Annotated in this window: 25 protein-coding genes; 14 read left to right on the top strand and 11 right to left on the bottom strand. The window is 64.3% G+C overall.

Annotated elements, in window-relative coordinates:
- Positions 1-1,262, bottom strand: a 1,262-nt coding sequence (lysA, locus tag VIG32_01605) for a diaminopimelate decarboxylase (protein ID HEY8296705.1), incomplete at its 3' end; no start/stop codon positions are given.
- 71 nt (positions 1,263-1,333) lie between these two features.
- On the opposite strand from lysA, the gene VIG32_01600 reads away from it, so the two are divergent.
- Both VIG32_01600 and VIG32_01595 read left to right on the top strand, forming a co-directional pair.
- On the top strand, positions 1,334-1,924 hold the full coding sequence (locus VIG32_01600) for a hypothetical protein (GenBank protein ID HEY8296704.1): 591 nt from the start codon (positions 1,334-1,336) through the stop codon (positions 1,922-1,924).
- The gene (locus VIG32_01595) at positions 1,921-2,445 is read left to right on the top strand and encodes a hypothetical protein (GenBank protein HEY8296703.1); all 525 of its coding nucleotides are present in this window, start codon (positions 1,921-1,923) and stop codon (positions 2,443-2,445) included. The genes VIG32_01600 and VIG32_01595 overlap by 4 nt, the downstream gene beginning before the upstream one ends.
- On the opposite strand, the gene VIG32_01590 is transcribed toward VIG32_01595, so the two are convergent.
- From VIG32_01590 to VIG32_01580, 3 genes are all read right to left on the bottom strand, one after another.
- Positions 2,387-2,710, bottom strand: coding sequence for a carboxymuconolactone decarboxylase family protein (locus VIG32_01590; protein ID HEY8296702.1), 324 nt, complete (start codon positions 2,708-2,710; stop codon positions 2,387-2,389). The genes VIG32_01595 and VIG32_01590 overlap by 59 nt on opposite strands.
- A 98-nt stretch (positions 2,711-2,808) precedes the next feature.
- Positions 2,809-3,888, bottom strand: coding sequence for a type I phosphomannose isomerase catalytic subunit (locus VIG32_01585; GenBank protein HEY8296701.1), 1,080 nt, complete (start codon positions 3,886-3,888; stop codon positions 2,809-2,811).
- A complete protein-coding gene (locus VIG32_01580) occupies positions 3,881-5,527 on the bottom strand; it encodes a chorismate-binding protein (protein HEY8296700.1) in 1,647 nt (548 codons plus the stop codon). Before VIG32_01580 ends, VIG32_01585 begins: the two co-directional genes overlap by 8 nt.
- Positions 5,528-5,595: 68 nt before the next feature.
- Here VIG32_01580 and mptA point away from each other — a divergent pair, with 68 nt between their 5' ends.
- Genes mptA through VIG32_01560 form a run of 4 tightly spaced genes read left to right on the top strand, consistent with a single transcriptional unit; the run spans position 5,596 to position 7,971 of the window.
- On the top strand, positions 5,596-7,017 hold the full coding sequence (gene mptA / locus VIG32_01575; GenBank protein ID HEY8296699.1) for a GTP cyclohydrolase MptA: 1,422 nt from the start codon (positions 5,596-5,598) through the stop codon (positions 7,015-7,017).
- Positions 7,018-7,077: 60 nt separating this feature from the next.
- Positions 7,078-7,461 carry a hypothetical protein gene (locus tag VIG32_01570; protein HEY8296698.1) on the top strand — a complete coding sequence of 128 codons (384 nt, stop codon included), beginning with the start codon at positions 7,078-7,080 and terminating at the stop codon, positions 7,459-7,461.
- A complete protein-coding gene (locus tag VIG32_01565; protein ID HEY8296697.1) occupies positions 7,451-7,714 on the top strand; it encodes a DUF5985 family protein in 264 nt (87 codons plus the stop codon). Before VIG32_01570 ends, VIG32_01565 begins: the two co-directional genes overlap by 11 nt.
- Positions 7,714-7,971 (top strand): DUF5985 family protein, encoded by a 258-nt coding sequence (locus tag VIG32_01560; protein HEY8296696.1) that lies wholly within the window; start codon positions 7,714-7,716, stop codon positions 7,969-7,971. The genes VIG32_01565 and VIG32_01560 overlap by 1 nt, the downstream gene beginning before the upstream one ends.
- A 352-nt stretch (positions 7,972-8,323) precedes the next feature.
- Here the strand turns inward: VIG32_01560 and VIG32_01555 are convergent, their stop codons facing one another.
- Positions 8,324-9,505: a M48 family metalloprotease gene (locus VIG32_01555; GenBank protein HEY8296695.1), complete on the bottom strand. Its 1,182-nt coding sequence runs from the start codon at positions 9,503-9,505 to the stop codon at positions 8,324-8,326.
- Positions 9,506-9,522: 17 nt separating this feature from the next.
- Here VIG32_01555 and VIG32_01550 point away from each other — a divergent pair, with 17 nt between their 5' ends.
- Both VIG32_01550 and VIG32_01545 read left to right on the top strand, forming a co-directional pair.
- Positions 9,523-11,049 (top strand): amidohydrolase family protein, encoded by a 1,527-nt coding sequence (locus VIG32_01550; protein HEY8296694.1) that lies wholly within the window; start codon positions 9,523-9,525, stop codon positions 11,047-11,049.
- Positions 11,040-11,390 (top strand): hypothetical protein, encoded by a 351-nt coding sequence (locus tag VIG32_01545; GenBank protein ID HEY8296693.1) that lies wholly within the window; start codon positions 11,040-11,042, stop codon positions 11,388-11,390. Before VIG32_01550 ends, VIG32_01545 begins: the two co-directional genes overlap by 10 nt.
- 150 nt (positions 11,391-11,540) lie before the next feature.
- On the opposite strand, the gene VIG32_01540 is transcribed toward VIG32_01545, so the two are convergent.
- Positions 11,541-12,635, bottom strand: coding sequence for a P-loop NTPase (locus VIG32_01540; protein HEY8296692.1), 1,095 nt, complete (start codon positions 12,633-12,635; stop codon positions 11,541-11,543).
- A 99-nt stretch (positions 12,636-12,734) separates the two neighbouring features.
- Between VIG32_01540 and VIG32_01535 the strand changes: the two genes are divergently transcribed.
- Together VIG32_01535 and VIG32_01530 are read left to right on the top strand one after the other, a co-directional pair.
- A complete protein-coding gene (locus VIG32_01535; GenBank protein HEY8296691.1) occupies positions 12,735-14,036 on the top strand; it encodes a glutamate-1-semialdehyde 2,1-aminomutase in 1,302 nt (433 codons plus the stop codon).
- Positions 14,037-14,038: 2 nt separating this feature from the next.
- A complete protein-coding gene (locus VIG32_01530; protein HEY8296690.1) occupies positions 14,039-15,472 on the top strand; it encodes a glycoside hydrolase family 47 protein in 1,434 nt (477 codons plus the stop codon).
- On the opposite strand, the gene VIG32_01525 is transcribed toward VIG32_01530, so the two are convergent.
- A complete protein-coding gene (locus tag VIG32_01525) occupies positions 15,448-16,809 on the bottom strand; it encodes a M20/M25/M40 family metallo-hydrolase (GenBank protein HEY8296689.1) in 1,362 nt (453 codons plus the stop codon). The two genes, VIG32_01530 and VIG32_01525, sit on opposite strands and share 25 nt — an antisense overlap.
- 10 nt (positions 16,810-16,819) lie before the next feature.
- Positions 16,820-17,296, bottom strand: a complete 477-nt coding sequence (locus VIG32_01520) for an ATP-binding protein (protein ID HEY8296688.1) — start codon at positions 17,294-17,296, stop codon at positions 16,820-16,822.
- A gap of 103 nt (positions 17,297-17,399) precedes the next feature.
- Here VIG32_01520 and VIG32_01515 point away from each other — a divergent pair, with 103 nt between their 5' ends.
- On the top strand, positions 17,400-17,888 hold the full coding sequence (locus tag VIG32_01515; protein ID HEY8296687.1) for a peptidylprolyl isomerase: 489 nt from the start codon (positions 17,400-17,402) through the stop codon (positions 17,886-17,888).
- Here the strand turns inward: VIG32_01515 and VIG32_01510 are convergent.
- Both VIG32_01510 and VIG32_01505 read right to left on the bottom strand, forming a co-directional pair.
- Positions 17,878-18,759, bottom strand: a complete 882-nt coding sequence (locus tag VIG32_01510; GenBank protein HEY8296686.1) for a serine hydrolase — start codon at positions 18,757-18,759, stop codon at positions 17,878-17,880. The two genes, VIG32_01515 and VIG32_01510, sit on opposite strands and share 11 nt — an antisense overlap.
- Positions 18,756-19,550: an ABC-2 family transporter protein gene (locus VIG32_01505; GenBank protein ID HEY8296685.1), complete on the bottom strand. Its 795-nt coding sequence runs from the start codon at positions 19,548-19,550 to the stop codon at positions 18,756-18,758. The genes VIG32_01510 and VIG32_01505 overlap by 4 nt, the downstream gene beginning before the upstream one ends.
- Before the next feature lie 5 nt (positions 19,551-19,555).
- Between VIG32_01505 and VIG32_01500 the strand changes: the two genes are divergently transcribed.
- The 3 genes from VIG32_01500 to VIG32_01490 are packed head-to-tail and all read left to right on the top strand — an operon-like array spanning position 19,556 to position 21,473.
- Positions 19,556-20,470, top strand: coding sequence for a hypothetical protein (locus tag VIG32_01500; GenBank protein ID HEY8296684.1), 915 nt, complete (start codon positions 19,556-19,558; stop codon positions 20,468-20,470).
- Positions 20,467-21,210 carry a pirin family protein gene (locus VIG32_01495; GenBank protein HEY8296683.1) on the top strand — a complete coding sequence of 248 codons (744 nt, stop codon included), beginning with the start codon at positions 20,467-20,469 and terminating at the stop codon, positions 21,208-21,210. Before VIG32_01500 ends, VIG32_01495 begins: the two co-directional genes overlap by 4 nt.
- Entirely contained in the window at positions 21,207-21,473 is a 267-nt protein-coding gene (locus tag VIG32_01490; GenBank protein ID HEY8296682.1) for a UBP-type zinc finger domain-containing protein, read from the top strand. The genes VIG32_01495 and VIG32_01490 overlap by 4 nt, the downstream gene beginning before the upstream one ends.
- Before the next feature lie 4 nt (positions 21,474-21,477).
- Here the strand turns inward: VIG32_01490 and VIG32_01485 are convergent, their stop codons facing one another.
- Positions 21,478-22,269, bottom strand: coding sequence for an ABC-2 family transporter protein (locus VIG32_01485; protein ID HEY8296681.1), 792 nt, complete (start codon positions 22,267-22,269; stop codon positions 21,478-21,480).
- Positions 22,270-22,710 lie beyond the last annotated feature (441 nt).

The following is a 22,710-nucleotide window of genomic DNA, read 5'->3' as shown; positions in this document are numbered from 1 at the left end:
ACGTCGTCGACGGTCTCCCGTCGAGCGATCGGAGTGTGTGTCTCGCCGCGCACGGCCACCACGGCCGGGCGGGCGAACCGGTTGTAGTTGCTGGCCATCGAATACGTGTACGCACCGGTCGTGCAGACGGCGATGAGGTCGCCGGCGCGCGTATCGGCCGGCAGCGGCGCGGTGACGATGCGATCGTTCTCGCACGAACGGCCGCACAGAACGGTTTCGCGCGGTGCCCCACCGGCGCGCGAGGCGAGGAGCGGATGGTGGTAGGCGTCGTAGAGTGCCGGTCGCGGATTGTCGGCGATCCCGCCATCGACGACAACGTAGGGCATCCCGTATTGCTCCTTCGCCGCCATCACGCGGTACAACGAGGTTCCGGCGCGAGCGATCAGCGCGCGCCCCGGTTCGATGCCCAGGCGCGCCGCCGGAAGGTTCGCACGCCGGGCGCTCTCGCTGAAGGCATCGGCCAGCCCCGTGATCGTGGACGGTATATCCAGCTCGGCGTCGTCGCCGGGATGCATCCGCACGCCAAAACCGCCGCCGGCGATGATGCGATCGCCGTGCAAGCCGATGGCGGCCGCTCGCGCCGCGACGTCGACGAGCGCGCGAACGTTCGCGGCGAAGGCCGCGCTTTCGTAGATCTGCGAGCCGATGTGCGCGTGCAAGCCGCGGTACCGCAATGCCGCCGCTCGATTGAAGATGTCGGCCGCCGCCGGCAGCGCATCGGCCGGCATGCCGAACTTCGTCTTGTCGCCGGCGGTTCGTACCAGCTCGTGCGTGTGAGCCTCGATGCCGGTATTTATGCGCAGCACCACGTCGATCCGGCGATCGTCGCGCGCGCGCGCCGCCAGCCGCTGCAGTTCGTCGAGGCTGTCGGCGACGATCGTGCCAACGCGGCCGGCGGCCGCCGCCGCGAGCTCTTCGTCGCTCTTTCCGCAGCCGTGAAGCGTGATGCGCGCGGCCGGGAAGCCGGCCCGTTCCGCCGTAACGAGTTCGCCGAGCGAACAGACGTCGAGCGCCAGCGGCGTGGATGCGAGGTGCCGTGCGAGGGCGCGCAGGAGCAAGGCTTTGCCGGCATAGGCAACTTCAATGCCGTGAGGCTGCGCGGCCGCAACGAACTCGGCGATCGCCGCATCCAGCACGCCGTAGTCGATGGCGAGCAGCGGCGTTCCGTAGCTCTCGGCCAATTCTTCGGCACGGACGCTGCCGATAAACAGCGCGCCATCGCGACGCGATTGTCCGGGCGCGACTCCATCGTGCCAGGTCAATAGCCGAGTAGACGAAACGGTCATCGCGCGTCTGTGTTCGAAGAAGAACGCCAATCTCCCGGAGGACAAACGTGGAACGTGGACCGCAGAACCTGATCGCGAGCTACCCGCACTGGCCGGTCGACGGCTGGCAGCCTCAACTACCGCACGGCCGAATCGAGCGGATCTACACGCATTGGTCCGCTCACGACTATAGCGCCGTTTTCCCGGCCTACCATTTTTGCGTCGCCCTCGACGAGCTCGGCAAGATCGTCGTGGTTAACACTCACGACGTGCGCGAGAATATGCGCGACGTGTACCAGGACCCCGAGGCGCCATACGCCGCGCACACGCGCGGGCGCAACTCGCATGCTCTCGGAATCTCGATCATGTCGATGCAGGATTCGCGCCCCGACGACTTCGGGCCGTATCCGTTGACCGAGCCGTTGATCGACGCGTTGTGCGCGGTCGGCGCAAAGCTGGCGGCGTATTACGGCGTTTCGATCGACGCCGAGCACGTGATGAGCCACGCCGAGGCGGCGCTGCATGACGGATACTTCGGAACCGCTCCCGAGCAGCGCTGGGATATCGCCCGCTTGCGCCCGGAGGATCGGCCGCTCGTTGCGCGAGACGGCATCGACGTGGGCGAGGAATTGCGCGCGCGCATGCGAGCGTTCGCGTGAGCGCCGAGTGGCTGATTGCGATCTCCACGGCGGGAACGTTCGTGGTTATCGCAGCTTCGGCCGCGGCCGCCCTGCTGCAGTTGCGACACACGCGCGGGAGCAATCAGATCGTCGCGCTCACCGAGTGCCGCGAAAAACTTGAATCCGAAGAGTTTCAGAACGCGCGGGAGTTTCTGATGACGTCCGTGCCGAGACTGCTCGCCGATCCAAGCGTTCGAGCCAAACTTAGCGATCCGATCTTTCCCAGCGAATTGCGGCCCGCCGGAACCGTGGCCAATTTCTTCGAGTCGATGGGCGCTTTCGTGCGTTTCAACATCATCGACAAAACCATCGCCTGCGATCTCTGGTGCGCCGTAGTAGTGTCGTCGTGGGATGCGATTTTACCAGTGACGCGGATCGTTCGCGTAGAGAATCCGGGCGTCTGGGAAAATTTCGAGTACTTAGCCGCGCTCTCGCAAGACTTTATGATTCGCCATCCGTCGTCGTATCCGCCCGGGATGCGTCGGATGCCGCTGGAATAGCCAGCGCGCGCAGTTCTTCGATGCGCGCGAATGCCCGCCGCAGATGCGGAATGACGATCGAACCGCCGACGATCAGCCCGACGTTGAGAGCGTCGTGCAGTTCGGAATCGGTCAAACCGATCTCCGCGCACTGACCGAGATGGTAGGTGACGCAATCGTCGCACCGCAGCACGAGCGACGCGACCAGCCCGCAGAGTTCCTTGGTGCGCCGGTCGAGCGCGCCGTCTTCGTACGCGCGCGTATCGAGATTGAAGAAGCGCTTGATGCCCAGGTGCCCGGAGTCGAGAATCTTCGCGTTTGCTTCGCGCCGAAATTCGTTGAACTCGTGAATGCCGTCGTGCGTGTCGGAAATCGTCGTACTCCTTAAACGGGCTTCGCCAACGGCGCGAACTGCGCCATGAATCGTTCGATCGCGGGCACGGCGACGCCGGCCTCCTGCAAGCGGCGGGGGATCGCCTCCGGTGACGACGGCGGCGCGACGCACATGAAGGGCGCGACTCCGCCGTCGCTGCGCACCTTCACGTTCTCGGCCGCGGCGGGAATCAGCGCCGTTTCGTAGGGCGCGAGCGACGCGCCGCCGCCCTCGCAGGCCAGTTCCAGCGAATCCTCGAGTGCCATGACGATTAGCGGGTGGCCGTGCGTACCCAGCACCGCGGCCGTCTCGGTGGCGCTGATGCGTTCGACGACGAATCGCGGTTCGGCAATAAGCATCGTGCGCGCGAAACCTTCGTACGCGTAGCTCAACTCCTCGATCGCGCTGGCGAAGGACTGGTGGTAATCGAGTACGTCGCCGGCTTTTTGCACGTGCAGTTCGCGCGGCTTGCCATCGGTGCCGGTGCGATTCCAGTCGAAGATGCGATAGGTGAGATCGCTCGCCTGCTGCGTTTCGAAGAGCACGATTCCCGCTCCAATGGCGTGCAGCGTGCCGGCGGGCAGATAGAACGCGTCGCCGGCCTTCACCGCAACGTGCCTGAGAATCTCGCCGAGCGAACCGTCCGCAACGCGACGTTCGTATTCGCGGCGATCGGTCTCACGCGACCAGCCGAGGACGAGCTGCGCGTTGGGCTCCGCGTGCATGATGTACCAGCACTCGGTTTTGCCGTTGGGCTGGTGTTCGACGCGCTGCGCGTAGGCATCGTCGGGATGGACCTGCACCGAGAGCGACGCGCGGGCATCGATGATCTTCGTCAAAATCGGAAAGATTCGCGCGCCGTCGAGATTGCCGAGCAAATCGGCGCCGAGCTCCGCGCGCAGCTGTGCCACGGTACGCCCGGCCAACTCGCCGTTACGAACGCGATTCTCATCCCAACATTCCCACGATTCGCCGATCTTTTCGGCGGGATCGCCGCGTTTGCCGTACTCGCGCACGAGCGCGTCGCCGCCCCAGATGGCGCCGGAGAGTTTCGGATCGAGAACGTACGGATAGAGGCGCTGGTCAGACATGAAACGGTTCACCTATCAGATCGGCTTGCAGCAGTCCGCGCGCGGAGTTTCCAACGTAGAACGCATCGGCGTCTCGCAGATCTTCGAGATGCAGAACGCGCTCGACGGCCCGGCCGCTCTGTACGAGTTCGGCCCGCAGAATCCCCGGCAGCACGCCGCACGCGAGCGGCGGCGTAGAGAGTGTATTCCCGCTTTGCACGAAGATCGTCGTGCGGGAGCCTTCGGTCAGCTCGTCTCGCTCGTTTTGCAACAGCGCGTCGAAGCAGCGGCGTTCGGCCGCCTGCCCGGCCGCGAGTGCGTGCGCCGGGCGCCACGAGGACTTGACCGCCAGCATCGGATCGGACGAATCGACCCGCGCGGCGGCCAGGCACAGGCGCACCGGGGACGGCGTTGGCGCCAGCGGCTCGCAGTCGATCGCGAGATCGCCATCGAGCGTGAGGCGAACTCGCACGAAGGACGGCGTCTGAGTCGCGGCGGCCGCGGCGATGCGCCGCGCAGCATCGTCGCGATCGAACGGAACGCCAAAGCGTCGCGCCGTGCGCTCCAGCCGCGCGAGATGCGCCGCGATATCGCTCGGGTGCGGCCCGCCGCGAAAGCTCTCCCAAAAGCGGAACGGCTCGATCGCCGGGCGCAGGGAGCGGGTCTTGAGCATCACCTCGTTCCACTCATCGGCCGCCAGCGAATCGGCCACGATGCCGCCGCCCGCGTTGTAGGTGGCGCGCTGCCGGGAGCGATCGACGCGCAGGCTGCGGATCGCAACGTTCCACCAGCCGGCGCGGCCTGGTCCGAGATACCCGACGGTGCCGGTGTAGGGACCGCGCGCGTGCGGTTCCACGGCGGCGATCTGCTCCATCGCCGCGCGTTTGGGCGCCCCGGTGATGCTGCCGCATGGAAACATCGCGGCGAAGACGTCGGCGAGCGGAGTCGCCGCGCGCACTCTCCCGGCGATGGTCGAGGTCATGGTGGCGAACGTTGGGTAGCGCTCGATCTCGAAGAGCCGCTCGACGCGCACGTCGTCGCAGAGGCGGTGCAGGTCGTTGCGCAGGAGATCGACGATCATCACGTGCTCGGCGCGGTTCTTTGGCGAATCCAGCTCCCACGCGCGCTCGAGCGGCGCGGTACCCTTCATCGGTTTGGTGACGAGCCGCTCGCCTTCGAAGCGCAGGAAGAGTTCGGGCGAGAGCGAGAGGATCGCCGTCTCGCCGTCTTCCACGTAGGCGTTATACCCGGCGGCGTTGCGCTCGCTCAAACGCGCGAACGCGGCCAACGGATCGCCGGTACATGCCGCATCGAACGGTACGGTGTAGTTCACTTGGTAGACGTCGCCCTCGCCTATCGCGTGCGCGATACGCGCGATGGCGTCGCCGTAGGCGCGCGCATCGATGCGCGGGAGCAGCGGTCCGAGCGCAAAGGGTGCCGTCTCTCCCGCGAGCGTGATGACGCGCGGCGCCGAAAAGATCCCGAGAACCGAGCTGCCTTCATAGTCGATGAAGCCGGCGACGAACCGGCCGTCCTTCAAGGCCGCGTCGGCACGCTCGAGCGATGCTTGCGTCTCGGGCCGCGAGGCGGCTCGCAGCGTCTGCAGGGGGTTCTCGAAGAGCAACGCCGGCGCGCTGCCGGCGATCACGCGGAACGGCATGGCGGAGCTTTCGCTCCGGATGCGACGGTAAACTCCGCCGCGTACGCCGAAGCCTGCGCTCCATCACCATGACACACGTTTACATCGGCATCGGCTCGAACCTGGGCGATCGCCAGGCCAATATCCTCGCCGCCCTCCAGCGCCTGCGCAGCCGGACGCGCATTCTGGCCGTCTCGTCGTTTTACGAGAGCGCGCCGGCCGGCGGGGCCGATGGTCCGGCGTTTCTCAACGTTGCGGCCTCGCTCGAAACGGAGATGGATCGCTCGGCCTTCGAGGCGTGCGCACGCGACGTCGAAACGGCCGTCGGCCGCGCGAGCACCCATAAGCTGGCGGCACGGCCGATCGATATCGATCTGCTCGTTTTCGGTACGGGTTACGTTCATCCGCAGCTTGCGTCGCGATCGTACAACGCGATTCCGCTGGCCGAGATCGCCTCGGAGTTCGCCTCGCCGGCCGCAGGCAGCAACGGCGTGCGACGCAAGACGCGTACGCTCCATTTCGACGCCAACCGCCAGGAAGAGGCGCCCGACGTGCGCCTCTCGCTCAATCGCGTCGGCGTCTCCGGCGTGCGCCGGATCGTGCACTTGAATATCGACGGCAAGGAACGCGTCTTCAACGGCGAGTTCGCGATGGTCGCCGATCTCGCGCCGGATAAAGCGGGCGTGCACATGTCTCGCTTCTCCGAAATATTGGAAGAAGCCGCGCTCGACGTGCTCGCTCGCGCCGACGCGCCCGCGCGCATCGAACAGCTCACCGAGGCGATCGCGCGCGAGGTGGTGCGCAGCCAGCGCGCCATTCGCGCCGACGTTCGCCTGCGCGCGGATTTCGCGCTCGAGCGCTGGACGCCGGTCAGCGGCAAGCGCGGCGAGGAGATCTATACGCTGATCGGCATCGCACACGCCGATGCTGGCGGATCGCGCCGCGTCGTCGGCGTCGAGGCCGAAGGCATGACGGCGTGTCCGTGCGCGCAGCTCATGGTGCGCGAACACAGCATGCACGAATTGATCGAAGCGGGATTCTCCGAGTCCGACGCCAAGCGCGCGCTCGACGCGTTGCCCGTGGCGACGCACAATCAGCGCGGCAAAGGTTCGGTGCTCTTGGGCGTCGAGGAGCGATTCGCCGAGGCGGTGCGCGCCGAAGATCTCGTGGAGATCGTGGAAAACTCGATGTCGAGCGAGACGTATGACTTGCTTAAACGGCCCGACGAATTCTTCATCGTGAACAAGGCGCATCACAATCCGAAGTTCGTGGAGGACGTCGTGCGCGGAATCCTCGCGCGTTCCCTCGACGTCTACGGCGATCTCGGCGACGAAACGTTCGTGGCCGCGACGCAGATCAATTACGAATCGATTCACAAGCACGACGCATTCGCCGAAGCCTACGGCACGTTCGGCGAATTCCGCGCCGAGCTGCGAACGGCGCAATACGTGACGCGCAAGACCGATCTCGCCTCGTGGCTCGGGACGCGCCCGTCGGTTATAGTAACCTAGGTTCAAAAAAGACGGGCGAGGAGTATCGGACAACCCCAGCGTCTAAACTCGTCCGCATCGATGGCACCGGGCACTCTCTCGAAGCGCTTACAGCGCTTCATTACGCGTTCGATCTCTTCCGTGGAGCAGATAGACGTTCTGTTGCTGCTCCGGCGCGAGCCGTCGCGGCCGTGGTCCGCACACGAGATCAGCCGCGAGTTGCGCAGCACGCCGCAGTCGATCGCGAGCCGACTGCAGGCGTTGCGCCACCACGGCCTGCTTCGTGCCGATGGCGAGCGGTATCGCTACGATCCGTCGAAGCACGACGACGTTGTGGCCGAACTCCAAGAGGAGTATGACGTGCGTCGCGGCCGCGTGATCGAGGCGATCTTCGCGCGCTCGATCGATACCATGCATTCATTCGCCGACGCGTTCCGATTGGGTGAGGACGACGATGATCGCTGAAATTGTCTATCTGCTATGCACGGCAACGAGCCTGCTCTGCGCCGTACTGCTCTTCCGAAGTTATCAGCGGCAGCGCATCGCGCTGCTGTTTTGGAGCGGCCTCTGCTTCGTCGGGCTGTTCCTCAACAACGCCCTGCTGTTCGTCGATCTGGTCCTGCTGCCGGCCGGCGACCTATCGATCCTGCGCGTGCTGCCGGCCGCGCTCGGAATGATCGTTCTGTGTTACGGACTCGTGCGGGAGATGGCGGCGTAATGTATTTATTTCTCAGCGGCATCATCGCCATGGGCTCCTTCGTCGCCGCCGTCTACTTCGCGAACTTTTGGCGGCGTACGTCGGAACGTCTGCTGCTCTACTTTGCCATCGCTTTCGCACTGCTCGCGCTGGAACGGCTGATCCTAGCAATCTTCGATCTACCAGAACAAGCCCAACCCGCCATCTACACGATCCGCTTCATCGCCTTCGTCCTAATCCTCATCGGCATAGCCGCCAAAAACCGCCCCCGCCGCTAACCCCCCTTGTCATCCTGAGCCTGTCGAAGGACGACGCGCAGAACCCGCTCATGCTTCGACAAGCTAAGCATGACAAAAAAAAGGCTGCCCCTTGTCATCCTGAGCCTGTCGAAGGACGAGGCGCAGAACCCGCTCATGCTTCGACAAGCTCATGCTTCGACAAGCTCAGCATGACAAAAAAAAGGCTGCCGCTTGTCATCCTGAGCCTGTCGAAGGACGACGCGCGGAACCCGCTGATGCTTCGACAAGCTCAGCATGACAAAAAAAAAGGCTGCCGCTTGTCATCCTGAGCCTGTCGAAGGACGACGCGCGGAACCCGCTCATGCTTCGACAGGCTCAGGCTTCGACAAGCTCAGCATGACAATTCGAGGTGGGCGATGCGGGCTTTGAGCGATGGGTGCGTTGAGAAGAAGAACTCGTACCAGGTGGGCTGCTCGTCTTCGGCGAGGTTTTGCGCGCGCAGCCGCGCGAACGCGGCGGCGCCGGTTCGCGGAGCTTGCGTGGCGGTGACGGCGAAACGATCGGCGGCCCATTCGCGCGAGCGTGAGAACGCGCAGAGCGCGGGGCGCGCGACTTGTGAAAAGAGCGATATCCAGAAGAAGACGCGCGCCAGCGTTCGCGGGTGCTCGCCATCGTCGCGTACCTCGGCGCGCGTGGTAATCGAGGCGGCGGCCAGCAGCAGCGTCGTCACGAGCTGGCTCAAGCCGATCATGCGCCAACTATCTTTGCTGACGTAGTGTCCGAGTTCGTGCGCGATCACGAACTCGATCTCGTCGGGCGGAAAGCCCTCGAGCAGCGTGTCGCCGATGACGATGCGATGCGTGCGTGCGACGCCCGCAACGTAGGCGTTCGCCTTCTTTGTCTGACGGCTCATGTCGACGCGCAGGATCGCGGCATCCCCGCAGCCGTACCGCGCCGCCAGCGCTCGCAAGCGTACCTCGAGCGGCCCGGTTAGCGGTTCGAAGCGATTGAAGAGCGGCATGATCCAGAGCGGCACGGCAACGTTCGCCAGAACGAAGAGCGGAAACGCGCCGGCACTCGCGATCCACGGCCAGGCGGCGCGGTTGCGCCGGATTACGGCGCCGAAGAGACCGGCGAGCGCGCTCGAAACCGCGGCTCCCACGAGCGTCTCCTTCACGCGTTCGGTCAGCCACGCGCGTCGCGTTTGCTCGCTCAGACCATAGCGGCGCTCGAGCGTGTAGCCTTCGACGAACTCCACCGGCAGTTCGAGCGCGGCCTCGAGCAGTTGGGCGACCGCGGTGAACGTGACCGGGCGCAGCCAGCCCCACGGCGTTCGCGTCAGCCGATCGATCGCGTTGGCACCACCCCCGAACGCGAAGGCCGCGGTGCCCGCCGTAGAGCGCAGAATCCCCGCGAGCGCGAGCGCGCGGCGACGACGCCCGTAGGCGGCGGCGTCGGCCGGCATCGCCGGTGCCGGCAATCGCAGCTCGCGCGCGGCCTCGAAGACGCGATACGCGACGTACCCAAGCGAGATTCCCGCAGCGATGCCGACAAGAGACTTGCGCGTGTTCATGGTACTCCCGAAAGACGATGGTAAGAGCTTTGACCAATGCGCGCGTCTACGGCTACGATCCGCGCTCCCGCACCTATACCCGTCACGACGGTCTACTCCTCGAAGGGTCGAAGATCGTGAGTCTCGGGCTCGCGCAGGCAGGCGCCGGGATCGAGCGCATCGATCTGGCGGGTGCGACCGTGCTGCCGGCGTTCGCGGATTGCCACGTCCATCTCACCGATACCGGCTATTTCCTGGCCGAGCGCAACTTCAACGACCTGCACTCGTACGCGGCGTACGCGGCGCGCGTGGAGCGCTTACCCGCGGAACCGTTCGTGCTGGCCGGACAATACGATGAAAGCTCGTGGAACGATCGGCGTCTCGCCGACGCCGCGCCCCTAGAGCGCGCGTTTCCCGATGCGTTCGCGCTGCTGGTGCGCATCGACGGCCACTCGTGCATCGTCAATCGCAAAACGCTCGCCTGGCTCGATCTTCCGCGCGAGGTGCAGGGCATCGAACGCGACGCCGCCGGCGAACCGACCGGCAAACTCTTCCTCGAAGCGAACTGGAGCGCGCAAGCGCGCTTCTTCGCCGCGCTCCCAACGGCGTCGAAACGCGCGGCCGAGCGGCGCGCGGCGGAACTCGCGCTCGCGCACGGCGCGCTGCATCTGCACGTGCAACTCGTCGGCTTCGCGCGCGAGGAGTACGCCGCCGAGATCGCGGCAATTCGCGAATTGCCCGGTGCGAAATGGTATCCGAAGATCTGCGAGCCCGATCCGCAACTCGCGCACGAACTGGGACTGCCGTTTATCGGCGGCGACGTCTTTCTCGACGGCTCGATCGGTAGCTGCACCGCCGCCGTCGGCGAGCCGTTTCGGGTTTCGATGCAGGGCGCCGCGCCGGGCCTCGGCGAGCTGAAATACAGCGACGATCAAGTCTATACGTATTTCTCGACCGCCGAGGCGCTCGGAGTCTCCGCGGGCGTGCACGCAATCGGCGACCGCGCGATCGAACAATGCGTCGCGACCTGGGAGCGCGTCCTCGGCGGTAAACCCAGCGGTCGCGGCACCCGGCATTTCATCGAACACTTTGAAATCGCGCGCCCCGAACACATCGAAGCCTGCGCGCGCCTTGGCATCTATCTCTCGATGCAGCCCCAATTCGATCTGCTCTGGGGCGGCGAGGGCCGCATGTACGACGAGCGTCTCGGTACCGAACGGATGCGTACGATGAACGCGCTCGGGCGCATCGAACGCGCGGGCGGCGTCCTCTGCGGGGGCGACGACAGTCCGGTCTGCGATCTCAATCCGCTCGCCGGCATGCAAGCCTGCCTCGATCACCACGAACCGCAGGAACGCTTGAACGCGGCTCAAGCGCTCACCATGTACGCGTACAACGCCGCGCGTTTCGGCCACGTTGAAAAAAGCACCGGCCTTCTCGCGCCGGGCTATTGCGCCGATCTCGCGGTTCTCGACCGCGACCCGCTGGAAGGCGGCGCCGCGTTCGCCGATTGCAACGTCTTGCAGACCTGGTCCGATGGGAACGTCGTCTACGCATGCCCGTAAACATCTTCGGTCTGCTCGCGCCGATTCCACCGGTGCTGCTGCTCGGCGCGATCGTCGTAACCGCGATGCTCTACTACGAACGCGTGCCGTCGCGCCCGCGCCGCGCCGCTCTCTGGTTCATCATCGTTATTGCAACGCTGCTCACCGCATTCGCACCGAAAGCCGGCTGGCTGGCGCTCTTGGCAACGCCTGTAGACGCAGCGCTGCTAGCGGTTGCGCTATTACTGCTCGCACCGCGAAAACGTGCGTCGATGACCGTCACGAGCGCCGTCATCCTCGGCCTCTTCGCCGCGTTCGTCGTCTACGCGATGACCGTCGGCATGAACGGCATGAAGATGTAACTCGCCCCGTCCTTCGACAAGCTCCGTCCTTCGACAAGCTCAGGATGACAAAAAGGAACGGGGCTTGCGTGGGGGATGGGCGTCCCGCAGCAGCAAGCCCATCCCCCACGCAAGCCGGCGCGGCACCCGCGCAACTGCGCCCGCCAGGGCCTAGATGATGGAGATAGTTTCCTGGGGGCGCGGGTGTTTGGCCAGGGCGTCGAGGAGGGCGGCGGCGAGTTCGTCGCAGACGGGATCGTCGATCTCTTCGATGCGACCCTCGTCGGCTAGGCGGGCCTTGTTCGGGTCGATCGGAAGGCGTGCGAAGACCGGAGCTTGCGCGAGTTCGGAGACGCGGTCGGCGTAAGACGGGCCGAAGATTTCGTATTTCGTTCCGGTATCGGGCGCGATGAAGTACGACATGTTTTCGACGACGCCGAGGATCGGCTTCTTGAGCTGGTGCACGAGATTCGCGGCTTTGCGTACGATCATCGTCGCGAGCGCTTGCGGCATCGTGACGAGCACCACGCCGTCGACCGTTAGCGATTGCAGGACGGTAAGCGGCGCGTCCGAGGTGCCGGGCGGCAAATCGATGAGCAGCACGTCGAGTTCGCTCCAGAGCACCTGCTCGTAGAATTGCCGAATGACGCCGGAGAGAATCGGTCCGCGCCAGATCATCGCGGTATCTTCTTTGTCGGTGAGCAGATTGGCGCTCACGATCTCGATGGCGCTGCGCGAAACGGCGGGTACCATGAGCGGCTGCGGTTGGCCTTGCGGCGTTTTCGGCGCGTTCGGATCGGCCTCGATCGTAAGCGGTTCGCGCAGACCGAAGAGTTTCGGAATCGACGGACCGGTGATGTCGCCGTCGAGAATGCCGACGCGCAGGTGGCGCCGGCGCAAGCCGATTGCGAGCAGCGCGGTAACGAGCGATTTGCCGACCCCGCCTTTGCCCGACATCACCGGAACGACGTATTTGATCTTCGCGCGCCGCTTGAACTCACCGGGAGCGCGCCGCAGCGGCGTGCGGTCTTCGTTGCTGACGTTGGGCACGAAACCGGAGAGCCGGGCCTGAGCGAGTGCCGCGAGCACGGGCTCGATGCGCAAACCGTGCGCTTTTACACCCTGTTCGATCGTTTCGTACTTATTGACGCCGCAGCCGGCGCAGTGCAGACCGAATTGGGTTAGCACGGCCTCGGCGATCGGCAGTTGGCCGACCAATTCGCTAATATTGGTCTGCGGCGTAATCTCGAGTTCGATGTGGGGCATGCACCCTGCTTCGCGCAGCGCTCGCTCATCTACTATGCGACCTTTGTCCGCCGCCGGTGCGGAGGGCGGCCCGAAATCCGGCGGGAACGAGGCTCTCTCGTGAACAGCAAGATGCTCGCCGACTCGACGCCCGCCTACGATCGCGCCGCTTCCGTGCTGGCCGGCGGATGCGACTCACCGGTTCGCTCCGGCTGGGGCGTGGGCGGCGCGCCGTTCGTGCAAAGCCGCGGCGACGGCGCTTACGCGTACGACGAGAACGGCGAGCGCTACGTCGATTACATTATGGCCTACGGGCCCTTGCTCTTCGGGCACACGCATCCCGCGCTCACGACCGGTCTGGACGCACTCGCGGCGGGCGGATTGGTCTATGGTTCGACGCATCCCGAAGAGGTTCGGCTAGCCGAACGCATCCGCGCGTATCTTCCCTCGATGGAGCGCATGCGCTTCGTAACGAGCGGCACCGAAGCCGTGATGAGCGCCGTTCGCGTGGCGCGAGCGCACACCGGACGCAAGCTGATCTTGAAGTTTGCGGGGAACTATCACGGACACTTCGATCTCGCGCTCTTGAACGCGGGCGCTTCGGCGCACACGGCCGACGCGCGTAAGAGCGGGATACCGCAAGGCGTGATGGACGACGTCGTGGTCGCACGCTACAACGATCTCGCCAGCGTCGACGCGCTGCTGCTCGGACGCGAAGACGACCTGGCGGCGATTATCGTCGAGCCGATCGTTGGGAATATGGGCTACGTGACGCCCGTCGAGGGATTTCTGGCGGGATTGCGCGAGCGCGCCGATCGCCGCGGAGCGTTACTGGTCTTCGATGAGGTCATCACCTGGCTGCGTTTCGGGTTGCGGGGCGCGCAGGGCCGCATCGCGATTCGGCCCGACATCACGACGATCGGAAAGATCATGGGCGGCGGGTTCCCGATCGCCGCGTTCGGCGGTCGCGAAGACGTGATGGCCGCGCTCGCGCCGCTCGGATCGACCTTCACCGGCGGCACTCACGCGGGCAATCCCTTCGCCGTGGCGATGGCGCATCGCACGATCGACTTGCTCGAGGCTCGCCCCGAGTACTACGCCTATATGGACGGCCTAGGTAAACGACTGGCCGACGGTATTCGCGCGATCTTCGCGCGGCGCGCGCTGCCGTACGCGGTGGTGCAGCACGAGTCGGTCGTGGATTTCAAGTTCCGTCCCGGAGCGCCGACGCGCAATTACGACGATGCGCTGGCGGCCGATAAGGCGCGGTACGGAGCGTACTATCATGCGATGCGCGCGCGCAAGATTTTGCTGCCCCCTTCGCAGAACGAGGTGATGTTCGTCTCCACGGCGCACGCGCCGGCCGATATCGACGAAACGCTCGCCGCCATCGACGCTTCGCTCGAAGAGATCGGTCCGTAACGGTGCGGCGGCGCAGATTTTTGGGCGCGCTCGCCGCAGCGGCGGCGGCACCGCTCGGCGCGCGCGCCGCAACGCAGGCGATGCCGTCGCCCAAAGCGATTGTCGCGCTCGTTCGCGCGGAATATCTGCACGCTTGGAACGGTTACAAGCGCTTCGCGTGGGGACACGACGAGGTGCGGCCGGTCAGCGGCACGCCTCACGATTTCTTTATTCCGGGGCATTCGCTCGGGCTCTCGATCATCGAGTCGATGGACACGCACTACGTTATGGGTCTGGATGCGGAACTCGCTTCGTGCGTGCGCTGGCTGCGGACGAACCTCACCTTCGATGTGGACGGTGAGGTCGAAATGTTCGAAGCCGTGATTCGCATGGTCGCGGGCCTGACGACTGGCTATTACGCGACCGGCGAACGCTTCTTGCTTGAGGGCGCGCGCGATTTGGCCGACCGGCTGCTGCCCTGTTTTAGCAAGTCGCCGACGGGCGTTCCATATCGCTTCGTTAACCTGCGCACTGGCGCGGTCCGCGGTGCCGTCACCAATCTGGCGGAAGCCGGTTCGAATATCTTGGAGTTCGCGGACCTCTCGCGCTTGACGGGCGATCCCAAATACCGCGACGCTTCCAAGCGCGCGTACCGCGCCGTCATCGAGAAGCGTTCCGCACTCGATCTCCTGGGCACGTATTTCGATGTTGAAAAGGGCGTCTTCACGCAGAACGACGACGTCGCGCCGAATCCGCCGGCCGATTCGTTCTACGAATATCTCTGGGGCGGCTGGGCGATGCTCGGCGATAGTGACTGCCGCGATTGGTATCGCATGCTGACGGGCGCGCTCTTGAAATACGCATCGGTTCGCGTCGACGGGAATCTCTGGTTTCAAGCGGTGGATTACACGACCGGGCGCCCCACCGGCGATCGCTCGCAATCCGAACTCGCAGCGTTTTACGCCGAAGTTTTAGCCAAAGGCGGCGAGCGATCGATGGGCGCCGCGTACTACGATTCGTTTACGGCGGTCGCCGAAAAATACGAGCTGATTCCCGAAACGTTCGACTTTACGACGTTCGCCGTCGATCCAAACGATCCGGGCTTCGAACTGCGGCCCGAATACCCGAACGCGGCGTTTGACCTGTGGTTTCTCACCCGCGATCCGAAATACCGAACGACCGCCTACGCGCACTTCTTGGCGTTGCAGAAGCACTGCCGCGTGCCGAACGGCTACACGGTGCTAACCGACATCCGCACGACGCCGATGACGCAGGGCGACCTGTTTCCCGCCTACGCCTTTTCGGAGAACTTCAAGTATCTTTACCTGATGTTTGCCGGCAGTCTGCGCTTCGACGGCGGCGGATATTATCTCAACACCGAAGGCAAAGTCATGCGCGGGCTGCGCGGGAATCCGGTCCGGGTGCCGCCCGTCTACTCGCGGACCGGCACCGGATAGGCGACCGGGCTGCGGTGCCCGGCGGCGTCCACCGCCCGTACGCCGATGATGTAGTCGTCCTTGAGGATCGGCAGCGTCGCTTGCGTGACGTTGCCCACATCGTGTGAATATTGCCAGACGGGCGAGGTCGTTTCACGCCACACGAACTCATACGAGGCCGCGTGCGGAACCGCTTTCCAGCGCAGCGTCGTATCGTAGCCCAGCACTTTGGTCAGCATCTCGGCTTGCCGCGGTGCCTTCGGCCCGTACGCGAGCGCCGCGAGGGCCGCAACGTTCATCTTCGTTACGCGCGCGACGTAATCGAAATCGACGTAGCGCAGCAGGTCGCCGTACTGGATGCCGTTTTCGATACGGATGTTTTGGTGCTGGTGATCGAAGTTCTCGTACTTCTCCACGAATCGCACGGCCGGAAAACCTTCGGCCTGAAACGACTCCTGATCGCCGCCCCGCAAGAAGCGGTCGGCGCGGTAGATGAGTTCTGCCTGCATCGGCGCGACGTACGCTTCGCTCGTCTCCTTGACGAACCGCGCGAGTTCGCGCGACGGCGAATCGTTCTCCGAGCCGGTGGCATCGACGAGCCGGATCTTGGCGTTCGCGGGAAGCGACTCGCTAAAGAGGCGAACGGTATTCGGCGCCGTCTGCCCGTCGCGACCGACGGAGGCGCCGATGATATCGTTGTTGAGATTGCCTTCCACGTCGACGCCGGCATTCTTCAAAACGCTCGCGTAGTGAGCGCTGCCGAAAAGTCCCTGTTCTTCGCCGTCGAAACACGCAAACACGATCGTGCCGTGAAACGCCGTGCTCGCCATCGCCTTCGCCGCTTCGATCACGGCGACGGTGCCCGAACCGTTGTCGTCTGCACCGGGCGAATCGAGCACCGGATCGTTGCCCTCGGAGTTGCGCGAGTCGTAGTGGCTCGACATCACGTACGTGCGGCCGTCTGAATCGTCGCCTTTGAGCACGGCGATGACGCTCGATGTTTCGACGGCGCGCGGCGTGCGATCGGTCTTCGGCTGCAGATACGTATCGTACGAAACGTGCATGCGGCCGCCGCTTCGCGCGGCGATCGCCTCAAACTGCGAACGGATCCAGGCCCGCGCGGCGTAGACGCCGCGCGTCGCGGTGCTCGTCTTATCCGAGAAGAGATTGCGCGTACCGAATCCGACGAGGGTGGTGTCGAGCGATCGCAGATCGGCGGCGGAGACCGCGTCGACCATTGCGGTAATCCGCGAATCGACGGGAGCGCGGGCCGCGGGATCGTCGGCGGCCGAAACGGGCAGGCTCGAGGCGAGCGCGGCGGCGAGCGCCGGCACAAAAAGAAAACGGCGAGGGTTCATCCTCGCCACTTCACGATGCTATCGGATTTTCCTCAGTAGAACCGTGTTTTTGTCGCAGGTATCTCCCCAGAATCACCGCGGTGCCTTTACCGGGGACGCTGTGCACCGCGAAAATATCGGTGCAGCTGCGCATGATCGGCAGTCCGCGGCCACGCTCGCTCAGCGCGTCGGGAAGCTCTGCCTCGGGGCCCTCAGTACTAAACCCGGCGCCCGAATCGATGACGGTTGCCATAATTTTGTCATCCTCAACGTGGCACCGCACTTCGATGACGTCGTTCGAACCGGAATGCTCGATCGCGTTGGCGAGTGCCTCGCCGATTGCGAAGATGAACTCTTCGAGTTCTTCGCGACCGATCGCGTACTGATTCGCAAACGTGATCACTTCCTCGCGAACGTTGCGCCCATAGCACGCGTTGGGGGGAATGCGAACTTTGAGCGCCTGCCCGCGCTCCTTACTCGCGTTCGTTCTATCCCCGTCCGAAACCATGGTCCTCCTGCTCGCCTGATTCTACCCATTCCCCGGGAACTAAACCGAATTTGGGCCCCAAGGCCCACGAACTCGGGCGCCGAACCGGTGGCGCATGGCTACCTTGACTGCCCCAGTAGGGGACGAACTTCGCGATCTCATCGAACGGGCTCGCACCTCCCAGGTCCGGATTACCACGCCTAAGGGCGACCTTGTCTTTACCTTTTATCCCGACGACGCGCCGCAGCACGGCGCGGCCTTCATTAAACTCGCCAACGCCGGCTTCTATGACGGCCTAAGTTTCCACCGAGTGGAACCGGGATTCGTGATTCAGGGCGGCGACCCGTCGGGGAATGGGACCGGCGGGCCAGGCTATCGCTTGAAAGCCGAGTTCAACGACCGGGCGCACGTTCGGGGCGCGGTCGCGATGGCGCGCTCCTCGGATCCGAATTCGGCCGGCTCGCAGTTTTACGTCTGCATCGACGACGCGCGCTTCCTGGACAAGCAGTACACCGTTTTCGGTCAGCTCGTCGACGGCTTCGAAACGCTCGATGCGATTCGCGTCGGAGACGTAATGACGAAGGTCGCGGTCGAGGACAAGGCTACAAGTTAGTCCCGGCGACGTGCGCGTAGACGATACGCGAGATATCGGCGATGCCGGCGTAGGCATCGCCGTAGTTGTCCAGACGCTTCGTGTACACCGCTAGCACGTACGGCGAATTTCCGAACGGTTCGACGACGGCGACGTCGCTGCGCGAGCCGTCGACTTCGCCGGTCTTATTCGCGCAGGCGATTCCGTGCGGCAACCCGGCCGGAATCTTCGTGCGATCGGTTTGGCCGAGCATGATTTGGAGCATCGCGCGGCATTGCAGCGGCGGCGCGACCGTGGGGATGCCTTCGCGCGCGCCGCGTTCGATCTGATAGAGCAGATGCGCCATGTCGGCCGGCGTCGTGCGGTTGTCCATATGATGCACGATCGCGCTGTAGTCCAAGAAGTGGCGGCGCAGGTGCGTGTCGTGCATTCCCGCGCGTCGAGCGGCGGCGTTGATGGCCGCAAAGCCAAAATGCGTGATCAAGAGATTGCTCGCCGTGTTGTCGCTGAGCCGAATCATCGGTACGATCAACTCGTGCACGGAGAAGCGCGAACCGTCGCGCTGGCCGGCCAAAAAGTCCGAGCCGCCGATGAGCTGCGAACTGCGATACGTGATGCGCTCGTGCATGACCGCGGGGTGCGTTCGCGCGCGTTCGAAAGCCGTCAGCATGATCAGCAGCTTGATGGTCGACGCGCTCGGAAACGAGACGCTTTGGTTGTGGGCGAAGAGCGGTGGCCCGGGCGCCATCGTTCGGGCGTAGACGCCGGTCGTGCCGGGAATCGTTGCGATCGCCGCGCGCAGGCGGGCGTCGAAACTCGGACTCTGCGCGAGCGCGGCTCGCGGAGCGAGTGCGGTCGCGAGCGTGCCGGCCACAAAGAGGGAGCGTTTCACGAACCGGTTCCTTGGTAGTGCTGCAGTCCGACGCGCCAGAACGCGTACGACGCCGCTAGCCAAGCGAGTCCGACCAGCGGCGTGAGCAGGCCGACCTGCGGCGCGAGCGCGAGCCCGGTGGTCGTCTTATGAAGCAGATACGTTGCCGGGAAGTAGTTCATGAAGGCGAACGGCAGCACGAAGGTGAGCATCAACCGAACGCCGCGCGTGTAGATGCTGATCGGATAGCGCGTAAAGTCTTGCTCGAGCGACATGACGACCCAACGCAGCGTATCCACGCGAACGAACCAGAACGAGATCGTGGCCACGGTCAGGGATATACCCAAATCGATGAGCGCTCCGCCGATTACGACGAGCGGGACGAACGCGACGAAGCCGAGATCCACGTGGACGCCGCTGTAGCGCGTGGCCAGTACGAAGTACGCGATCGAGAGCACCAACCCGTCGGGCCAGATCTGCGAGGGGACGGTGAGTGCCTGAAAAAGCGCGTCCTGCGGACGGACCAAAAAACGATCGAACCGGCCTTCGCGGACGTACTCGGGAACGCTCACGATGGTGAAGAAGAACGCGTTGTGAAATTCGTGGCCCATCATCCAGAGCGCGTAGAGAAACGCCATCTGCTTGAAGTCCCAACCGTTCATGGACGGGAACTGATGCAGCGTGATCCAGAGCGCGGTGATGGCCGTGCCGTGGTAAACGATCGTAAAACCGAACCACATGAAGAAATTCGCGCGATATTCGAGGATCGTGAGAAAGTTGATGCGCCAATATTGTTTGTAGGTCGCGAGCATCGCCGGTGAGATTCACCGTCACCGCTTCGCTCCCCGTTCGCGCTCCCTACCGCCTCGATCTGACGGCCGACGCGCTGCGCCGCCTGGCCGGCAACATCGTCGATACGGTCGATGCCAACGGGGTCTACCGTCGCGCGCTCGCCGACGAGCGCGGTACCAACATCGTCGCCGTTCGCCAAACGAGCGCGCGCGAGCTGGAAGTGCGAATCGCCGGTCGCGAAGGTCGCCGCTGGCTGCCCGCCGTCGCCCGCATGCTCGGTACGCAAACCACCCTAACGGAGTTTTACCGCCGGGCCGAAGCGGTGCCGTGGCTCGACGCCCTCGCCCGGGAGTTGCGGGGCCTAAAGCCGCCGCGTTATCCGGATATGTGGGAGGCACTCTGTCACTCGATCGTCTTTCAGCAGATCAGCATTCACGCCGCCGCTTCGATCATGCGGCGCACGATCGAAGCGCTCGGCGAACCGGTGAGCGCCGGTGACGGCCTACTGCTCTTTCCGTTTCCGCGGCCGCGGCGGATGCTGGCCGCGAACGAGGCGACGCTTCGCGGCGCCGGACTCTCCGTCAATAAGGTCGCGCATTTGCGCGCCGCCGCCCAAGCCATCCTCGGCGGGGACCTCGACGACGCAGGCATCGAGGCGCTGCCCACGGAGGCGGCGAGCGATCTGCTCTGCGAAATCCGCGGCATCGGCCGATGGAGCGCCGCCGTCGTGCTGTTGCGGGGCTTCGGCCGCCTCGACACCTTTCCCATGGGCGACTCGGGCGTGGCTCGATCGGTTCGTACGATTACGGGCAACGCAAGCGTCAACGTGGACGCCGTGCTCGCGGCGCTCGGTCCAACCCGCGGGATGCTCTATTTTCATCTCCTCTTAGGGCGCATGCGCAACCTTGGTGCCGCCGCCGCGAATCCTAGGAGATCATGAGCACCGTGGCAAGCACCGCCCGTACCTTTACGATCCAACGCTCCAAAGATCGCTACCACGCCGATCACGGCTGGCTGAAGACCTATCACTCGTTCAGTTTTGCGGATTATTTCGATCCGGCGAACCAAAACTGGGGCGCGCTACGCGTCTTTAACGACGACTACATCGCCGCGGGCACCGGCTTCCCGACCCATCCGCATCGCGATATGGAGATCCTCACCTACGTCTTTTCCGGCGAACTCGAGCATCAGGACTCGATGGGCAATCGAGGAGTCGTGGGCGCGGGCGGCGTGCAGTTCATGAGCGCGGGCACCGGGGTGCGCCATTCGGAGTTCAGTCGCAAAGAAGGCGGCGATCTGCACCTGGTGCAGATGTGGGTGCTGCCGGGCACGCTCGGCGCGGCGCCAACCTACGGACAGGCCGACTTTGCGCCGGCCGATCGTTACAACCGCTGGCTGCACGTTGCGTCGGGCCTCCAAGGCGTAGAGGCGCCGATCGCGCTCACGCAAAAGGCCGTCCTGGCGGTCGCGCGACTCGACGAGCACGCGCTCGTGCACACCTTCGCTCCCAAGCGTTACGGATTTCTGTTCGTCGCCGACGGCATCGTTGAGGTCAACGGTGAGAAGTTTCACGCGGGCGATGCGGTGCGCATGTACGATATCGAACGCTTGCATGTTAGCGGAAGCGGCGAACTCGTGCTGTGGGATGTGCCCGGGCTCGACGAATCCGCGGCGGCATGACGGCGCCGGCTTGCGCGCACCTCGACCACATTCGCGCCGTTCAACCGCGCACGCCCGAGGGCTGCGAGGAATGCCTAGAGTCGGGCGACGAGTGGCTTCATCTGCGGGAGTGCTTGGAGTGCGGCCACATCGGCTGCTGCGACGACTCGCCGAACCGTCACGCGACCAAGCACTTTCAGGCGACGAAACACCCGATCATCCAATCGTTCGAACCAAACGAACGCTGGAAGTGGTGCTTCGTGGACGAAATCGTCTGGGAATAGCGCGCTAGCCGCCCTGAACGACGACGCGGCGGGAGGCGGCTTGCCATACGACGGCCGAGAGAACGCTAAAGAGCGCGAGCCAGAGTATCTGAATCGCGAAGTAACGCGCGTACTGCGAGGGCGGAATTACCCCGACGTAGATGAGCAGCGGCGTCGAGTAGATCGCCGCGAACGGCAGTGCGAACACGATGCGTCCGATCAACCCGGGGAAGAACGTTAGCGGAATGATCTGCCCGCTCAAGAGATCGGAGATCCAGCGAACGATCAGTTGGATCGCAAACGTCTCCAGCGTCCAAAATGCGACCGCGTTCATCAGGAAATTCAGGAAGAAATTGATCAGGTAGCCGAGCGCGAATGAGAGCACGAACGCGGGAACGGCGAGCGGCGACGGCAGATCGATGTGGACGAGCAGAAGCGCGAAGAGCAGCGACGGAATAACGAGCAGCGCGTGCAGCCCCGTTTGCCCGACGCCGTCGGCGAAGAAGTACGCCGGAACGCTGATCGGTTTCATCAGATCGGTCGCGATCGTCCCTTCGCGCAGCTTCTCGCGAATCATGCGCGTCCCGTCGACTTCGAGGATCAGCGACATCAGCAGCGCGATCGTGGCGTAGGTAATCATCGAGTGCAGTGGCAGATTCATCGGCGCGACGTTCTGCGCGTAGAGCGCCGTCCACAGCGACCGCACCAAATACACCCGCAGCACGAGCGAACCGATCTCGGTAAGCACCTCGAGACGATAGGTCGCTTCGCGCGCGAACGCTTTCTTCGCAAACTCGACATACGGCTCCAACCGCATCAACCACCAACCGCCGTTGTCACGCCGAGCTTATCGAAGCACGAGCCCATGCATGCGCGTGCGTTGGTTGCTTGCCGTCCTTCGACAAGCTCAGGATGACAAACAGCGCTCCCCCTTTTTGTCATGCTGAGCTTGTCGAAGCATGAGCTCGTGCATGCGCGTGCGTTGGTTCGTGGCTTGCGTCCTTCGACAGGCTCAGGATGACAAACAGCGCTTCCCGCCCTTTTGTCATGCTGAGCTTGTCGAAGCATGAGTCAGTGGAAGCATCGAGTGGGTCACTTTTTGGGTTTCTTTTCGCGGGCGAGGGCGGATTCGCGTCGGAGGCGGGCTTCTTCGAGCTCGACGAACATGACGTCGACGACTTTTTCGACTTCGACGGCTTGCGTGGGGGGCGGTTCTTCGCGCGAGCGGCCGGGTGCGGATTTGGGCGCCGGTTTTTTG

The organism is Candidatus Baltobacteraceae bacterium, from assembly GCA_036559195.1.
In the GTDB taxonomy this organism is placed as follows: domain Bacteria; phylum Vulcanimicrobiota; class Vulcanimicrobiia; order Vulcanimicrobiales; family Vulcanimicrobiaceae; genus JALYTZ01.
Note: the sequence above shows the minus strand (reverse complement) of the source record. Positions and strands in the feature narration are given on the sequence as shown.

Coding starts and splice junctions, on each gene's coding strand:
- VIG32_01570 (HEY8296698.1), top strand. CDS start 7,078: ATGGCACCGGGCACTCTCTCGAAGCGCTTACAGCGCTTCATTACGCGT.
- VIG32_01520 (HEY8296688.1), bottom strand. CDS start 17,296: ATGGTTTCGGACGGGGATAGAACGAACGCGAGTAAGGAGCGCGGGCAG.
- VIG32_01560 (HEY8296696.1), top strand. CDS start 7,714: ATGTATTTATTTCTCAGCGGCATCATCGCCATGGGCTCCTTCGTCGCC.
- VIG32_01525 (HEY8296689.1), bottom strand. CDS start 16,809: ATGAACCCTCGCCGTTTTCTTTTTGTGCCGGCGCTCGCCGCCGCGCTC.
- VIG32_01505 (HEY8296685.1), bottom strand. CDS start 19,550: ATGCTCGCGACCTACAAACAATATTGGCGCATCAACTTTCTCACGATC.
- VIG32_01545 (HEY8296693.1), top strand. CDS start 11,040: ATGCCCGTAAACATCTTCGGTCTGCTCGCGCCGATTCCACCGGTGCTG.
- VIG32_01555 (HEY8296695.1), bottom strand. CDS start 9,505: ATGAACACGCGCAAGTCTCTTGTCGGCATCGCTGCGGGAATCTCGCTT.
- mptA (HEY8296699.1), top strand. CDS start 5,596: ATGACACACGTTTACATCGGCATCGGCTCGAACCTGGGCGATCGCCAG.
- VIG32_01585 (HEY8296701.1), bottom strand. CDS start 3,888: ATGTCTGACCAGCGCCTCTATCCGTACGTTCTCGATCCGAAACTCTCC.
- VIG32_01540 (HEY8296692.1), bottom strand. CDS start 12,635: ATGCCCCACATCGAACTCGAGATTACGCCGCAGACCAATATTAGCGAA.
- VIG32_01580 (HEY8296700.1), bottom strand. CDS start 5,527: ATGCCGTTCCGCGTGATCGCCGGCAGCGCGCCGGCGTTGCTCTTCGAG.
- VIG32_01485 (HEY8296681.1), bottom strand. CDS start 22,269: ATGCGGTTGGAGCCGTATGTCGAGTTTGCGAAGAAAGCGTTCGCGCGC.
- VIG32_01565 (HEY8296697.1), top strand. CDS start 7,451: ATGATCGCTGAAATTGTCTATCTGCTATGCACGGCAACGAGCCTGCTC.
- VIG32_01550 (HEY8296694.1), top strand. CDS start 9,523: ATGGTAAGAGCTTTGACCAATGCGCGCGTCTACGGCTACGATCCGCGC.
- VIG32_01490 (HEY8296682.1), top strand. CDS start 21,207: ATGACGGCGCCGGCTTGCGCGCACCTCGACCACATTCGCGCCGTTCAA.
- VIG32_01495 (HEY8296683.1), top strand. CDS start 20,467: ATGAGCACCGTGGCAAGCACCGCCCGTACCTTTACGATCCAACGCTCC.